General features: G+C 63.3%; 11 protein-coding genes. 2 read left to right on the plus strand and 9 right to left on the minus strand.

The genetic code is table 11. The features are described 5' to 3' along the window. Positions 1-13 precede the first annotated feature (13 nt). The 7 genes from OIS50_RS18920 to OIS50_RS18950 form a co-directional block, all read right to left on the minus strand. On the minus strand, positions 14-2,308 hold the full coding sequence (locus OIS50_RS18920; protein WP_264692203.1) for a LysM peptidoglycan-binding domain-containing protein: 2,295 nt from the start codon (positions 2,306-2,308) through the stop codon (positions 14-16). Between the two features lie 203 nt (positions 2,309-2,511). Further along, the gene (locus OIS50_RS18925; protein ID WP_264692204.1) at positions 2,512-5,505 is read right to left on the minus strand and encodes a TonB-dependent receptor; all 2,994 of its coding nucleotides are present in this window, start codon (positions 5,503-5,505) and stop codon (positions 2,512-2,514) included. 120 nt (positions 5,506-5,625) lie between these two features. Then, entirely contained in the window at positions 5,626-6,270 is a 645-nt protein-coding gene (locus OIS50_RS18930) for an O-methyltransferase (RefSeq protein ID WP_264692206.1), read from the minus strand. Between the two features lie 186 nt (positions 6,271-6,456). Further along, positions 6,457-6,903, minus strand: coding sequence for a YDG/SRA domain-containing protein (locus OIS50_RS18935; protein WP_264692207.1), 447 nt, complete (start codon positions 6,901-6,903; stop codon positions 6,457-6,459). 147 nt (positions 6,904-7,050) lie between these two features. Beyond that, complete coding sequence (locus OIS50_RS18940; RefSeq protein ID WP_264692208.1) at positions 7,051-8,289, minus strand: M16 family metallopeptidase; 1,239 nt, start codon at positions 8,287-8,289, stop codon at positions 7,051-7,053. A gap of 163 nt (positions 8,290-8,452) precedes the next feature. Next, the gene (locus OIS50_RS18945) at positions 8,453-9,499 is read right to left on the minus strand and encodes a glycosyltransferase family 9 protein (protein ID WP_264692209.1); all 1,047 of its coding nucleotides are present in this window, start codon (positions 9,497-9,499) and stop codon (positions 8,453-8,455) included. 152 nt (positions 9,500-9,651) lie between these two features. Further along, entirely contained in the window at positions 9,652-10,122 is a 471-nt protein-coding gene (locus OIS50_RS18950) for a hypothetical protein (protein WP_264692211.1), read from the minus strand. A 134-nt stretch (positions 10,123-10,256) separates the two neighbouring features. On the opposite strand from OIS50_RS18950, the gene OIS50_RS18955 reads away from it, so the two are divergent. Continuing rightward, positions 10,257-11,549, plus strand: coding sequence for an aminopeptidase P N-terminal domain-containing protein (locus OIS50_RS18955; protein ID WP_264694418.1), 1,293 nt, complete (start codon positions 10,257-10,259; stop codon positions 11,547-11,549). 281 nt (positions 11,550-11,830) lie between these two features. Continuing rightward, positions 11,831-13,309 (plus strand): OmpA family protein, encoded by a 1,479-nt coding sequence (locus tag OIS50_RS20560; protein ID WP_319805309.1) that lies wholly within the window; start codon positions 11,831-11,833, stop codon positions 13,307-13,309. 500 nt (positions 13,310-13,809) lie between these two features. Here the strand turns inward: OIS50_RS20560 and OIS50_RS18975 are convergent, their stop codons facing one another. Continuing rightward, the gene (locus OIS50_RS18975; protein WP_264692212.1) at positions 13,810-14,373 is read right to left on the minus strand and encodes a DUF4252 domain-containing protein; all 564 of its coding nucleotides are present in this window, start codon (positions 14,371-14,373) and stop codon (positions 13,810-13,812) included. Between the two features lie 63 nt (positions 14,374-14,436). Next, positions 14,437-15,921 (minus strand): hypothetical protein, encoded by a 1,485-nt coding sequence (locus OIS50_RS18980; protein WP_264692214.1) that lies wholly within the window; start codon positions 15,919-15,921, stop codon positions 14,437-14,439. Positions 15,922-15,983 lie beyond the last annotated feature (62 nt).

Raw genomic sequence — 15,983 nt, forward strand, 5'->3', positions numbered from 1 at the left:
AGCGTGGATGTGGCTACTTGGTGGGTTTTACAACGAGTACCTCGCCGGGGCGCACGTTGAAATCGGGCTTGCCGTTCCACTCCATAATGTCTTTGATGGTGACGCCGTACTTGCGCGAAATGCCGTACATCGACTCGCCCGGCGCTACCGTGTGCCTGATGGTGCCCGAAGCCGCTGGGCCCGGAGCAGGTGCCGCAGCGGCCACCGTGGCCGGCTTGGCGGCAGGGGCAGGAGTAGCGGCAGGTTTGGCCGGGGCCGGGGTGGTGGCCCCAGCCGTCGAGGCCGCAGTACCCGGAGCCGGCGGCGCTACCCGAATTATCTGCCCGATCAACAAGGCGGGGCTAGGTGGCAGGTTGTTCCAGGCAATGATATCGGCGGGCCGAATGCCAAAGCGGCGGGCAATGGAGTACACGTTTTCTTTGGGCTGAACCGTGTGCATGCCCGAGGCCGGAACGGGCTCAACAACCGTGGGCGCGGGGGCTGGTGTAGCCACCGGGGCGGCCGGCTTGGGGGCCGGCACTGCCGCAACCGGCTTATCGGGCGTGGTGGCGGGAGCAGGGGCCGCAGGCTTGGTAGCAGCGGGGACAGGATTGGCCGGGGCAGGTTTGCTGTCAGGCAGAATGGCAGGAGCGGAGCCGACGGGCTTTGTGGGCGCCGCAACGGGTTCGGGTTCATCCGCCACTGCATCGGCGGCGGGCTCATCGGCTACCGGGGTCGAGGGCGGTAAGCTTTTGCTGGGGGCCGGGCTGGTGCTGCCGTACTCGGGTTGCTGGGCAGGCAAAGGGGCCGGGGTTGCTGCCACCGGCGCCGGATCGGGGGCGGCCACATCGTTGATGTTCTCCAGATTCGAGTCGGCGGCTTCGGTACCGGCATCGGCCAGCGCGGGCTCATCCTGAATGGGCTGCGCAGGCTTGTTGGCGGTGGCAGCCGGCGCGGCCGGGGCAGGCTTGGGTGCGGCCGGTTTCGGCGCAGAAGCTGCTGCCGCGGTTACGGGCTCGGCCGGAGCAGCGCTGCCGGTTGGGCGCTCCAGCGCTGCCGCTACGGCGCCGTTGGTATCCTTTACGTACTCCACGGCCACCTCGCGCGGGCGGGTGTGCTGCATCCAGAGCACGCGGCCGGTTTGCAGCTGCTCGTTGGCGGCCATGCGGTTTTTGCTCCGGATAGCCTTGCTGCGCATCCCGTACTTCTGCGACACCGAGGCCACGCTTTCGCCGGGTTGGGCCACGTGGTACTCCACGGCGGCCTTGTCGCGCTTCTTCTGCACGAAGTAAGGCTGACCTACGACAATCTGATCGAAGGGCTTCAGGTCGTTGTACTGCAAGAGTTTGCGCAGCTTAATACCGGTGCGCTGAGCCAGGTCTTCTTTGCTCTCGCCGGGCAGCGCCACCACGGCGCGCAGGCCGTTCACCGTTACAAAAGCGGCGTTGGTGGGGTCGGTTTCGGGCTTGGTTACCAGCTTGGAGGCTGCCTGGCGCTGCTGCACGGCCATGGCCAGCAGCTGCAGCGAGTCGGTTACGGGCACCAGCGCCGTGTACGACTTATCGGTGGGCACCGCGGCAGCCAGCAGCCAGCGGTTGTGCTTGCTCAGCTCGGCCGCCGGCGTCTGGATGGCCTGCGCCAGCATATCCAACGATTGACCACCTAGGGCGGGGTACTCGCGCAGCATCATGGCCGGGCGCGGATTGGCCCCGATGGCAGGCTCGTAGGCTATTTTATGGGCCAGGAAAGTCAGCACGTAAGGGTGCGTTTTTTCCGATACCTCCATTTCGGTGGCGGTGGCATCGGTGGGCAGGGTGTAAGGCTTCACGCCGCCGGGCCCTAGGTTGTAGCTGAGCAGGGTATTCAGCCAGTTGCGGTACATCTGCTGCGAGCGAAGCAGGTACTTGGCCGCGCCGTGGGTAGCCGCCACCAGGTGCTTGCGTTCGTCTACCTCATCGTTCACCAGCAAGCCAAAATCAGAAGCAGCCTCGCGCTTAAACTGCCAGTAGCCTACAGCGTCGTGAATGCTTTGCGCATCGCCCTGCAGGCCGCTTTCCTGCAAGCAGAGGTAACGGAAATCGAGCGGTACGCCCTCCTGCTGCAGCACCCGATCGATGATCGGGAAGGCTGCATCGGCCAAGGCTACCCGCGCCTGAAACGACGTGGGGTGCCGCCGCAGGGCATCTACTTTTTGCTGCACGGCCGCCCGCCCACCATCGGTAAGGCGCAGGCGCAGGCCAGCAAACTGGATTTCCGAAGGAACAGGTACGCTCTGGGCCGCTACCAGCAACGGCAGCAAGCAAAGCAGCAAGAACAACAGTCTTTTCATAAGCAGGCGGAGCAGACGGAACCGACACTGCGCGGCTAATTCGGCGGCTCCTCAGCTTACAAAGTAGGCGAAAAATTGCGTCGGCACGGCCTGCTAGGGCCTGCCAATGTTGTTTTTATGTGCGGCCACCTAGGGCGCAGCGGCTCTATAAACGAAAAGCGGAGCTGGTACATTTTACCGGCTCCGCTTTTCGGCAAGGCGTACTACATGGGGCCACCGGACGGAGGGCCGCCCTGAGAACCACCACCCGGAAAGCCGCCCGGCCGGCCGCCGGGCCCAAAGCTACCGGGGGTGCCGGGCTGATCAGGAGCCGGCCCGCCCGCGCCGCCGAAGTTGCGGATGTTGTAGGTGAACATCAGCATCAGGTAGCGCTGCAGAATGTTGGTGCGCACGTCCTCGGTGTAGGCCGGCGCAATGTTGCGCTGAATGCTGTTGTTCTGGCCCAGCAAATCGAAGGCGTACAGGCGAAGCTCGCCCTGCTGCTTCGGCAGTATTTTTTTACCTAGGCTGGCGTTCCAGAGCACAAAGTTCTGGTTGAAGCCCGCCGTAAGCCCCGAAAACGCCACGTGGTTTACGTCGGACTGCAGCGTGATGCCCTTCGTGATGATCCAGCTAAAGCGCAGCGTGGTGTTCTGGCGGAAAAACCGGCTGTTGCTCTGGGTTTGCAGCGAGTTGCGCACGTACGTCTGCGAGGAATTCGACGATAGCGTGAAGTCGAGCTCGGGGCTGATGTTGCTGCTGAGCACCGCGCCCAAGGTGAAAGCCGGCGTGCGGTTGTAGTTGAGCTGCTCGTTCACGAGGCCAGGGGTTTGGCTGTAGCTGGCGCCCGCGTTCAAATTCAGGTTCGATTTGATGAGCTTGAGCGGCACGGTGTAGTTGGCAAACGAGCGCAGCGTGTACTGCCGGTTCAGGTTTACGGGGCGCGTAATCTGGCCGCCGGCCGGCACCACCACGCCGCCGATGGCCGTGGGCCGCTCCACGATGCGCGTGCTGTTGGTGATGAAGTTATCGGTGTACGAGCCGCCGATGAGCGCAAAAAACGAGGTCGACTTTTCGGGCTTGGCGGCCGAGTAGCGCACAAACAGGTTGTGCGTAAACTCCTGCTGCAGCAAAGGGTTGCCGGTGGTAATCTGCAGCGGGTTGGCGTTGTTCACCACCTCCTGCAGCTGCCCGATGCTGGGCTCCTGGGTGCGCATGCGGTAGTTGAAGCGTAGGTTTTGCTGCCGCGAAAAGTTGTAGCGCAGCATGGCGTTGGGCAGCACGTTCAGGAAAGTGCGGCGCGTAAGGGCAGCCTGCGGAAACTCCTGCGTGTTGCGCAGCACGGCTTGCTGCACCGCGGCGCCCACCATCCACTGCAGCTGACGGTCGTTGTAGCGGTAGCTCAGGCCGGCGGCGTTGGTGGTGTAGCTGCTCCGGAACACGTTGCTCAGCGGCGTGCTGAGGGCGGTGTAGCGGCCGGTGCTCGGCTCAAAGTTGTAGGTTTTGCGGTCCGAGTCGTTGGGCGTGTAGCCCAGGGTGTAGTTGAGCTGCAACTGGCTCTTGGGGCTGATGGGCTCGGTGTACAGCACCGTGGCGTTCCAGTTCCAGCCCACCTGGTCGAGGCGGGCGTACTGGTCGGTAAGGCGCCGCGACTCGGGCGTGCTCGTGAAGTCGAGGTTCTCCGAAAACAGGTAGTTGCTGCCGTTGCGGTCGTTGTAGGTGGTGTTCAGACCTAGGGAAAACGTGCGCCCGCGCTTCAGAAAGCGGTGGCGGTACAGCAGTTGGTTGCCCAGCGTAATGCCTGTGTTGGCCGAGCGGTAGTCGCTGCGGTTGGTGCTCTGGGTGCTATCGGGCACGTCGGCAAAAGCATCCCGGAAAATGCGCCCGTCGAGGGCGTTGTTGCTGGTGTTGCGCTGTACCGAGAGGCGCGGCTGCCACAGCAGCGAGTTCAGCGAGTCGAACTTATGCTCGATGCGCAGCGAAGCGCGGTTGTTGATGTTGCGGCTGGTGGTGCGGGAGTCTTCGTGGTAGCGCAACAAATCCACGTTGAAGGCGCGGGCCGTGGTACTACTCAGAGTATTGTCGCTCAGGTTGAAAAAGTAGCTGCCCTGCACGTCCGTCTTCTGGCCCCAGCTGTCGGAGTAGTTCAGACCTAGGGCGTGCGTGCGCGAAATGCCGCCGCTCTGGTTCACCAGAAAGTTGCTGGCGTTGTTGCCGCCGCCGGGCCCGCCCTGGCCGCCGCCGAAGTTGCCGCCCGGGCCGCCACCGCCGGGCCGGCCCCCGCCGCCGCGCGGCCCATCGCCTCCTCCGCCGCTACCCTGGCGCGAGTTGCCCACCACCCCAAGCAAATCCTCGGTGCCGAAGTTTTGCTCGTTTACGTTGTTGCTCTGGGCAATTACCGACAGGCGCTGCTTGCCCTTAAACGAGTTGATGTTGCCGCTGGCCCGGTAGCGCGTTTCGCCGTCGGTGCCCTGGCCGGCGCCGGCCAGCACCCGGCCAAACTGCCCGTTCCGGAATTGCGGCCGCGTAACGATGTTGATGGTTTTCTGCTGGTTGCCGTCGTCGAACCCGGTAAACTGCGACTGGTCGGAGGCGCGGTCGTACACCTGAATCTTGTCGATAACCTCAGCCGGGATGTTGCGCAGCACGGCATCGGGGTCGTTGCCGAAAAACTCCTTTCCGTCCACCAAAATGCGCTGCACCTGCTCGCCCTGGGCCTGCACGCGGCCATCGGTGCCCACGGTTACGCCGGGCATTTTGGTAATCAGGTCCTGCGCATTGGCATCGGGGTTGGTCTTGAAGGCGCGGCTGTCGAACTGCGCCGTATCGCCCTTTTGCACGGCCGCCGGGGCGCGGCCCGTTACCTCCACGCCGCGCAGCGTAACGCCCGAGCCCTGCAGCGCGAGCGTGCCTAGGTTCAGCGGAGCGCCGCCGACGGTAACCGCCCGCTTAAGCGTTTGGTACCCCAGGAACGAAACCGTGAGGCGGTAATTGCCCGCTTCGGCGCCCGGAATAGTAAAGCTGCCATCGGGGTTTACGGCCGCGCCCACCCGCACCGAGTCGGCCTGCAGGCGGGTAAGCAACACGTTGGCGCCAATTAGCGGGGCCTGGTCTTTGGCATCGAGCACACGGCCGCTCACCGGGTAGGTTTGCGCCTGCGCCGGCGCGGCCGCCGCTACAATAAGTGGTGCGAGTAGCCCTAGGTAGGAGTGTTTCATGTGACAGCAAAGCGTAGCCCGACGAAGTGGCTTAGACAGCCCGCGGGCGTCAGCGTTTAATCGTCGGGGCGTATACGCAAAGCGCCGCCATCAGGTAATTACAGCTAAGCGGCTGAAGTGCTACCGTTTGCGCACCAAAAATAATCCGTCGCGCAGGGGTAAAAACACGTTTTCCACGCGCGCATCCTGCTGCACAAAGTCGTTGAACTCGCGCACGGCGTGGGCGTCTTTGTCGGCTGCCTTCAGCTGATAGGAGGGCAGGGCCTTACCGCTCCACAGTACGTTATCAATCAGGATGAACCCGCCCGCCCGCACTTGCGGCAGCACCAGCTCGTAGTACACGCGGTTGCGAATCTTATCGGCATCGATGAACACCATATCCCAGGTTTCGGCCAAGCTCGGAATCACCTGCTCCGCATCGCCGATGTGCAGGTGCACGCGGCCACCCAGGCCGGCCTGCTCCACGTAGCGCGCCACGCGGCTGCGCAGCTCGGGGTTCTGCTCCACGGTGTGCAGCTTGCCATCGGGCGCCAAGCCCTCGCCCAGGCACAGGGCCGAGTAGCCCGTAAACGTACCCAGCTCCAGCACGCGCCTGGGTTGCACCATGTGGCTAAGCATGCTTAGCAGCCGGCCCTGGTAGTGGCCCGAGAGCATGCGCGGCATCAGGGTTTGCAGGTGCGTTTCGCGCACCAGGCGGCCGAGCAGGGCTGGTTCGGGCGAGGTGTGGTCGTCGGCGTATTGCTGAAGTTCGTCGGCGGGGTACATGGGCAGAGTAAAGTCAGGGTGATTTTTTGCCGGTTGTCATCCTGAGGCGCTAGCCGAAGGACCTTCTCACGCAAGAACGACCTAGGGTTAGGCAGTTACTATCCGACGTGGTAAGGTCCTTCGCTGTGCTCAGGATGACAAACGGCGAGCAGGGTACGCAACGCCGCACCGAGGGCGAACGACGACTCAAGCTTGAAACGGCACCAGCCGAAACCGCCACACGCCTTTCCCAGACTTCCCAGTTTCGAAAGCATGGCCGGCGACGCGATACAGGCCCTCGTAGCGAAACACCAGCTCACTGCTGAGCTCATCGAGCACCTTGCGGAAAACGCGCACGGGCAGGCCGGTTTCGGCACTCTTCACCAAGGCCAGGTTGCGGTCGTTCAGCACCTGATCCGACACTTGGTGCCCCGATTTCGGGTCGCGGCCGCCCTGGCCGGTGTAAATGATTTCGTCGTCGGTGAACACGTCATCCTCGTACACCTGCGACATCACAATGCTTTCGGCGCCGGTGTGCTGCGAGCCCGCAATGCCCGCCCGCACCGGCCGGTGCATGCCCGATAGGCGCAGCTCCAGCCGCGAACGGAACGTGTCGCCGGGGAGGTAAGTACCGATGTGGCCGAACTGGGGCATGGAAACAACGTGGCGCGGAGTGGTACTCCGCGTGGCGCCGAAGGCGGCAATGAACGCCAGGCGCAATCCTCAATAACGTATTCGGCGCGGTGCCGGATGGCGGCTGTTGGCCGCCCGCGGAGTGCCACTCCGCGCCACGCGTGGGGGTTAGCGGCCCTCGGGCACGTACTGCAACACGCTGAGCTGGTCTTCGCGCAGCACGTCGTTGGCGAGGTCTTGCAGCTCTGGGGAGGTTACCTGCCGAATGCGGTCGAAGATTTCGTTGAGCGACTCGACGCGGCCTAGGTCGAGGGTGCTCTTGCCCAGCAGCTGCATCATGCCGCCGTTGCTTTCTTCGGCCATGGCTAGTTGGCCCATCAGCTGCTCTTTGGCCATGTGCAGCTGCGCGGTGGTCAGGGGCTTTTCGCGCAGCAGGCGCAACTCCCTCATTACCAACTGGGTGGTGCGCTCCAGGCGGGCTTTTTCGGTGGCGAAGTAAATGCCGAACAGGCCCGTATCGGTGTAGGGCGCGTAGTTGGCATCGATGCTGTACACGAAGCCGTACTTCTCGCGCACGGCCAGGTTCAGGCGCGAGTTCATGCCCGGCCCACCCAAAATGTTGGTGAGCATGAAGAAGGGCAGGCGGCGCGCATCGGGCAGCGCATAGGCCGGGCAGCCAATAAGCGAGTGGGCCTGCGTGATGGGCTTGTGCTCGGTTTGGTGGTTGGGCTTGTACTCGGCAAAGGGCTGGCGCGGGCGGGCACCCAACTTGGCGGGCAGCGGTGCGAGGTACTTATCGGCCAGGCGTTTTACTTGCTTAAAGGGCAGGTTGCTAACGGAGCTGAACACCAGCTGATCGGTGCGCATGTTCTCCTGCAGAAACCGGAAAAAGTCTTGCTGCTGAAAGCCCGACACGCTCTCGCGCGTGCCGAGGATGTTGTGACCTAGGGCATGCTGGCCGTACACCACGCCGTCGAAATCGTCGATGATGGCGTCTTCGGGCGTGTCGACGTACATCGACATTTCCTCCAGAATTACGCCGCGCTCCTTCTCGATTTCCTTTACCGGAAACACCGAGTTAAAGGTCAAATCCGTCAGCAGCTCAAACGCGCGCTCGAAGTGCGTGCTCAGCAACGAGGCGTAAAAGCAGATTTTCTCCTTGGTCGTGTAGGCGTTCAGCTCGCCGCCCACGGCCTCCAGGCGGTTGAGGATGTGAATGGAGCGGCGCTTTTCGGTGCCTTTGAAAGCCATGTGCTCCCAAAAGTGCGCAAGGCCGTACTGCTCGGGACGTTCGTCGCGCGAGCCAATATCGAGTAGGAAACCGCAGTGGGCTACTTTGGTGTGCGGCACTTGCTTGTGCAGCACCCGAATGCCGTTGGGTAACTCGTAAAAATCGTATTCGAGCATGGATATGGGAATGCGGAGCGGGGCTAAACAGCTCCCAAAGCGCTAAAAACCAGAGAAAGACAATTTGGTTGGCCTGGGCTAGCAAGCCAAGGCAAAGGGCAGCAAAGGTACAACAGCAAAGGGCGCTACTGTTACCTGGCCGGGTAATAGTGCGCAGAGCAGGCTAGTGGGCCGCTGCCACCGGTGCTGCCCAGGCCTCGGCTTCGGCCAGTACACCTAGGAGCTGCTGGGTTTCGATGCCGTGGGCGCAGCGGAAATGGCCGAGCGGGCACTTGCGGTAGCCGTGCAGGCCGCAGGGCTTGCACTCCAGCTCCTGGGCAATTTCGACCACGCGGGCAAACGTACTCAGCGGCCCGAACCCGAAGTAGGGCACCGTGGAGCAGAACACCGCGCAGGTAGGCGCATCCACGGCCGAGGCCAGGTGTTGCGGGGCCGAATCGTTGACGTAGTTGAGTACGGCCCCGCGCATAAGCGCCGCCGAAGCCAGCAACGACAGCTTGCCCGCCAGGTTTACTACGCGCGGCCGCCCAGCTTTTTCGAGTAGCTCCTGGCACTCGGCCGCATCGGGCGGGCCGCCTAGCAGGTACACGGTGTAGTGCGCCGGCAAGGCCCGCAGCAGCTTAGCCCATTGCTCCTGCGGAAATTGCTTGGTATACCACACCGAGGTGGGCGCAATGCAGATGTACGGGCCCGCCTCGGCGTAGGGCGCGGCGGCAGCATCGTCGGCGGGGGTGGGGTAGAGGCGGGGGCGGGTAAGCGGGGCCGGTATGCCGGGCTCGAGCAGGCTCAGGTTGCGGCTTACCTCGTGCACGCCCGGCGCAAAGCCGTGGGGCAGGCGGTGCGTAAACAAAAAGCTCAGGGGGTTTTTGTCGAAGCCGATGCGCTGCTCAGCCCCCGAAAAAGCCGTAAGAAACCCCGTGGAGGCAAACCGCTGCAAGTTGATAACCCGCTCGTAGCGGGTGGCACGCACTTGCCCGAGCAGGCGCCACAAGCCGCCGTATTTCTCCTTTTTCTTGTCCCATACCAGCACTTGGCGCACGTGCGGGTGGCCTTTCAGCAAGCCTTCGTTGCCGCGGCGCACCAGCACGTCCACGGGCGTGTCGGGCTCGGTTTCGCGCAGGCGCTCGAGCAGGGCTGTAGCCAAAATCACGTCGCCGATGAAGGCGGTTTGGATCAGCAGAATGGCTCGGTTGGCAGCGGGGCTTTGCATAGGATAAAGCAAGGATACAAATATACCTGCGGGCTGCCTTGCTACAACCGTTATTGTACAAATTGGTGCACGCACGCCTGGGGCGGCCCTGCGCGCTCCGGCAGTATAACAAGCAAGCCGGCACAATTAGCTCCCGGTTGCGGGCCGCGGCCCTAGGTGGGCAACGGCGCCCGGCTGGCACGGGCACCGCCCGGCCGCAGCAAGTAGTACGCGGCCCCCCAACAGGCCGCGGCACCTAGGGCCAACAAGGCACCGAGCGCGGGCCTGGCGGCGTGCAGCGCGTAGGCAATAGCCAGGGCTGCGGCCAAGCCTGCGCCTTCGGCGCAGAGCAGCACGGCGGCCAGCCAGCGCAGCCACGGCCCGCCCCACAACCGGTTCAGGAAAAAACACACGCCACCGAGGGCCGGCAGCAGCAAGCCCATGGCCCAAAGGTACTTGCCTGCCTGGGCCGGTTGGCCGGCCTCGGTGGCCCACAGTTGCGCCTGGGCCAGCCAGTGCAGGCACCACAGCGCCACGGCCAGCGCTGCCAGCAAGCCCGCCGCTGCGCCGGCCCTAGGTAGTGGGCGGGCAGGCAGGGCAGGTGGGGTGGCAGGCACCAAATCGGGAGTGGCTAAATCATGCATGGGCGCAGCGGGGCCGGCGCGGCGGCCACCGGCGGCAAGGTAGGTTATGGGCCCCGAACGAGCATCCGGCCATTCCGTCTAACTTGCAGCCGGCCGCCCAGGCGGCCGTTATCCCGCACGCCAATACCCACTCCATGCGCTACGGCTCCATCTCCCCCGAACTCTTCATCCACAACCGCCGCAACTTCGAGCGGCAGCTGCTGCCCGGCTCGTTGGCCATATTCCACTCCAACGACATCATGCCTACCAACGCCGATGGTACCATGGCGTTCCGGCAAAACAACGACCTGTTTTACCTCTCGGGCGTCGATCAGGAGGAAAGCATCCTGCTCATCTTCCCCGATGCCAAGCTGCCGCAGTACCGCGAGATTCTGTTTCTGAAGGAAACCAGCGAGCATATCCTCGTGTGGGAGGGCTACAAGCTCACCAAAGAGCAGGCGCGCGAGCAGTCGGGCATCAAAACCATTCTGTGGCTCGATTCCTTTAAGCAGGTGCTGCACGCCCTCATGAACGAGGCCGAGCACGTGTACCTGAACACCAACGAGCACATCCGCTCGGTGGTGGAGGTGCAAACCCGCGACGCCCGCTTCATCCGGGAAATCCGGGAGCAGTACCCGCTGCACAACTACAAGCGCGCCGCGCCCCTTATGCACCATTTGCGCGCCATCAAGAGCCAGGAAGAAATCCGGCTGATGCGCCGCGCCTGCGAAATCACGGGCAGCGCTTTCCGCCGCTTGCTGCACTTTGTGAAGCCAGGCGTGATGGAGTACGAAATCGAGGCCGAAATCTTCCACGAGTTCCTGAAGAGCGGCTCGCGCGGCCCGGCCTACGGCAGCATTATCGCCTCGGGCGCCAATGCCTGCATTCTGCACTACGTAAGCAACGACCGCGAATGCCGCGACGGCGACGTGCTGCTGCTCGATTTCGGCGCCGAGTACGCCAACTACGCCGCCGACCTCTCGCGCTCCATCCCCGTGAACGGCAAGTTTACCGAGCGCCAGCGCGAGGTGTACGAGGCCGTGCTGCGCGTGATGAAGTTCGCCAAATCGCAGCTCGTGGCCGGCAACAACATCGAGGATTACCACGCCGCCGTGGGCCGCACCATGGAGCAGGAGCTCATTGGCCTGGGGCTGCTAAGCCAGGGCGACGTGAACAACCAGGACCCCGCCGCGCCGCTGTACAAGAAGTACTTCATGCACGGCACCTCGCACTACCTGGGCCTCGATGTGCACGACGTAGGCGCCAAGTACCGCACCTTCGAGCCGGGCATGGTGTACACCGTGGAGCCGGGCATTTACATCCGCGAGGAGGGCCTGGGCATCCGCCTTGAAAACGACGTGGTAATAACCCGCTCGCAGTGCGAAGACCTGATGGCCGACATTCCGCTGGAGGCCGATGACATTGAGCGGTTGATGGCACAACGCTAACAACACTGTGTCTTGAAATACTGCAAAACGCTGCCCCTTGCGGGGGCAGCGTTTTGTTTTTTTATCGGCGCAGGTAAACGAGGGGTGCGGCCGGCCCAATGTTGCCGTCAGTTGTTGGTAATGAGGCAATAGTATCACCTAGGGCCACTGCCGACAAACAAGAATGTGCCCGAAAACACAACTAAGTGAGGCTTTGAAAAGTATAGTGTTGCGTTAATGTATGGGATGCAATTGCGTATTTCGCGCCCCAAACTGCTTTTCCTCACTTAAGCGTTTCGCACATGAAACATCTTATAACCACATCAGTCCTGGGTCTGGCGCTGCTGGCGGCGGCCCCGCGCGGACACGCTCAAAACGCCGACCGGCGCTGGGGCATCGGCCTCAACGTAAGCGCGTTTCAGTACAAAGGCAACTTCGGCTCGGAGTACTGGAAGCTCGATCAGGCTGAGTTCGGCCCCGGCCTCAGCATCAACCGCTACATTTCGCCGGGCCTCGACATGGGCCTGCACCTGAGCTACGTGGAGCTGAAGCACACCACGGCGCAGGGCAACCCCTACTTCGGGTCGAGCTTCGAAACCAACGTGGTAAACGCCAACCTGGGCTTTAAGCTGAAGCTGAACAACGGCTGGGCCCTGAAAGAGGACGCCCGCGTGCAGCCCTACCTGCTGGTTTCGCCGGGCCTGGCTTTTGCCAGCGCCGGTGGCACCCTCAACCGCGACAACCGCACCCAAACCTTCGACGAGAGCAAGACTTACTTCGACGTGCACGGCGCGGCGGGTATCAACTTCCGCCTGGGCGATGCCGTGGGGCTGTTCGTGCAAACGGGCCAGCACTTCCCCCTGGGTGCCAACCTCGATAACCAACCCAACCGCGACGACAACAGCATCGACGACCGGTACCTGCAGCACACCGTGGGCCTGAACATCGGCCTGGGCAAAGCCAAGGATACCGACGGCGACGGCGTACGCGACAAAAAAGACAAGTGCCCCGACACGCCCGCCGGTGTGCAGGTTGACGAAAACGGCTGCCCGCTCGACGGCGACAAGGACGGCGTGGCCGATTACCAGGACCAGTGCCCCACCGAAGCCGGCAAGCCCGAGCTGCAGGGCTGCCCCGATAAGGACAACGACGGCGTACGCGACAAAGACGACGACTGCCCCGACCAGGCTGGTACGGCTGCCCTGCGCGGCTGCCCCGATGCCGATGGCGACGGCGTAGCCGATAAGAACGACAAGTGCCCCGACACGCCGAAGGGTGTGCAGGTAGATGCCAACGGCTGCCCGATTGACGCCGACGGCGACGGTGTGCCCGACAGCGCCGACCGCTGCCCCAACACCCCGGCCGGTGCCAAGGTAGATGCCAACGGCTGCCCCGAAATTCCGCAGGACATCCGCAAGCTGGAGCAGCCCATCCGCTTCCGCACCAACAGCACGCAAATCCTGCCCTCGTCGTACCCAACGCTCGACAAGATGGTGCGTGCCCTGCAGGAGCACCCCGAGTACAGCATCCGCATCGTAGGCCACGCCGACTCGCGCGGTACCGATGAGTACAACCAGGGCCTCTCGGAGCGCCGGGCTATTTCGGCCAAAAACTACTTCACCCAGAAAGGGGTAGACCCGAGCCGCATCCCGACGCTGGGCATGGGCGAAAGCGCACCGGCCGCGCCCAACACCTCGGCCAAAAACATGTCGCAGAACCGTCGCGTAGAGTTCCGCTTCGAGTTCTTCATCCCCGGTCAGGAAGCTGCCCCGCAGCCCTAATCCCTAGGTGATGATTCGCTAAAAAAGCGGCGCCCCAGCAATGAGGCGCCGCTTTTTTTGTGCTCATCCACGCCGTTTGTCAGCCTGAGCCCAGCGAAAGGCCTTGTCTCGTGAGAACCTCACCCCCCGGCCCCCTCTCCCATAGAGAGAGGGAGCCGGGCGACCTAGGGGAAGGCCGTCATGTCGAGCTTGCCGACACATCTCGCGTGCTGACGTTCGATACTAACTGCTCCCCTCTCTATGGGAAAGGGGCTGGTGGGTGAGGTCCAACTTGAGAAGGTCCTTCCTTCATCAGGATGACAGTTACTATCCAACGTCAGCACGCGAGATGTCTCGGCAAGCTCGACATGACAACGACCTAGGGAAAGTCGTGCGGGTGTGAGCAGGTTCTGCATTTTGCTCAGGATGACAAACGGCGCAGTAAAGGCTTTGAGATGCCGCAACAAAAAAGGGCCGGAGCAGCAGTGCTGCCCCGGCCCTTGGGTTTGTGGCTACCTAGGCTACTTGGTGATTTCGCCCGTCATGCCCGGCAAAATTTTGGTCAGCTGATCGAGCTGCGCTTGCGTGAAGTCGCCGCTGATGGCGAGCAGAATAAACGAGTCCGGTACGTCCTGCACGCGGCTGGTGGCCACTACCTCGCGCACCCGGTCGCCGGTGCGGCGCACGGAGTAGCGGTAGGTGTTGCCGGCCGCGCCCTCGGCGGACGGGGCGTTCAGGGGCTCGTAGCGTTCGTTGCGGAGCAGGCCGTCAACCTCATCCAGCAAGCCGCGCTCGGTGAGGTTGCGGGCGCGGGCCGAGGTAGGCGTGAAGGTAAGCGCCCGGATGCTGCGCACGGCCGTTAGGGCCTGCACGGCATCGGCGTCGGACATGCGGCTTACGCGGCCCAGCACGATGCGCGTCAGGAAATTGGGCTCGTAGGTGGTGGCCCGGAAGCCGGAGCGGTTTTCGTATTTGTTGAAGAACTCGGCCACGGTACGGGCCGGGGTTTCGGGGCCGGCGGCGCGGCAGGCGCCGAGCCACAGCAGCACCAGCAGGGGCCAAAGGCGAAGCAGGGATTGTCTCATGGGGGCTAAGTAAGGCGTTTGCGCAGATATGCACGCCTGTACGCACCCAAATGGGCACAAGATTTACTCGAAAGCCACCACGTTCAGGAAAAACACCTCGCGGCTGCTGCCGTGCTCGGGGCGCACACGCTGGTAGCCGTAGGCCAGAAAGCGGCTGCCGTACCAGGGCAAAATGCCGGTGCGGTTGGTAGAAACCGATTTTTCGCGCAAGCCTTGGGTGTTGGTGGCCAGCGGCACGTGCAGGTCGTTGGGCGAGGGCGTGGTGCGGTCCACAATCTTGTACCGAATCTTCTCCTCATCCACGTACGCCAGGGCCAGGCGGCGGCCATCGGGGAGGGGGCGGGCCCGCACGGTTTCGGTGAGGGTAGGCCGCTCGGCGTTTCTCAGCACGAAGGTGTTGTCCCAGAGCAGGGTGCCGTTGCGGTCGAAGCCGCACACGATGGCGTGCGACGAGCGGTAGCCATCAAAGCTGCGGTTGGGCGCAAACAGCACGAAGCCGTACGAATCGTAGCGGTAGCGGGGGTAATAGGCCTCGGCTATCAGCACGTACCCATCGCCGAAGGGCAGCATGCGGTGCGTAAGGATGCGGTAGCGCAGGCGCAGGTCGCGGCCGGCGGCGCGGCGCTCGGCGCTGCGGGCGCGCAGGCGCTCGGCCCGGCGCGGCTTCATGAAATCGAAAAAGTGCTTAAGCACCGTGAAATCGTAGAAGCGCAGCGGCGGCCGAGCCGTGGGCCCGCCCGATAAGTCGGTAGCAAACAGGCCCTGCGAGTACCTGGGGTCGCGGAGGGTGTAGGTGCCCGTGAGCAGGCGGCGGGTGCTGTCGCCGGGGCTGAGCTCGGCCGTAACCAGCCCGCGGCCGCTTTCGGCCTGAATAAACTGCGAGGCCAGCAGCTGCCCGCGCGCCGAAAGCTGCTTTACCTGCAGGCGCGAGAGGCGGCCGTTGGTTTGGGTGAGCACGTAGCCCACGCGCTCGGTAGCCGAGTCGGCCAGAAAGGTGAGCTGCGTGGGCAGCGGCTCGTACACCGAGGGCAGCAGCCGAAACTCCTCGTGGTCCATATCCACGTGCATCACGGTGAGGTGCTGCGCCACCTGCACCGTAGCGAACAGCTTGCCGTTGAGCACCTCCAGGTCGTAGAGGTCGTTTACGATTTTGGTGTCGAAGGCAAAGCCCTGGGTTTCGCCGGTGCGCAAATCGAGCCGAAACACCTGAAACCGCGCCCCTAGGTAGCCCGACTGAAACAGCGCGTAGGCATAGGGCGCCTCGGCGCAGGCAAACCGCAGGTCGAACTCGTTGGGCACGTCTACCTTCGCCTCCCGCGTCAGCTGCAAGTCGCGGTTGAAGTACAGGAAGCGGTAATCGACTTTGAACGAGCTGCTGGGCTCGTTTTCGACGAAGAGCACCACCGTGCTGTCGGGCAAGGGCACCACCTGCACGTCGCTGTAGCTGGGCTCAAGCTTGAGCTCCAGCCGTTTGGGCTGCGTAGGTGCGGGCTGGGCCCACAGGCGCAGCGGCAGCCACAGCAGCAACAACATCAAAGCGCGAGGCATAAGCGGAGGAGTAGGAGTAGGACTGGGGCGGCTTCCTTAAAAATACAACAAAGCCTGGCCAA

The sequence above is a fragment of the Hymenobacter sp. YIM 151858-1 genome (assembly GCF_025979705.1).
Taxonomy (GTDB): Bacteria; Bacteroidota; Bacteroidia; order Cytophagales; family Hymenobacteraceae; genus Solirubrum.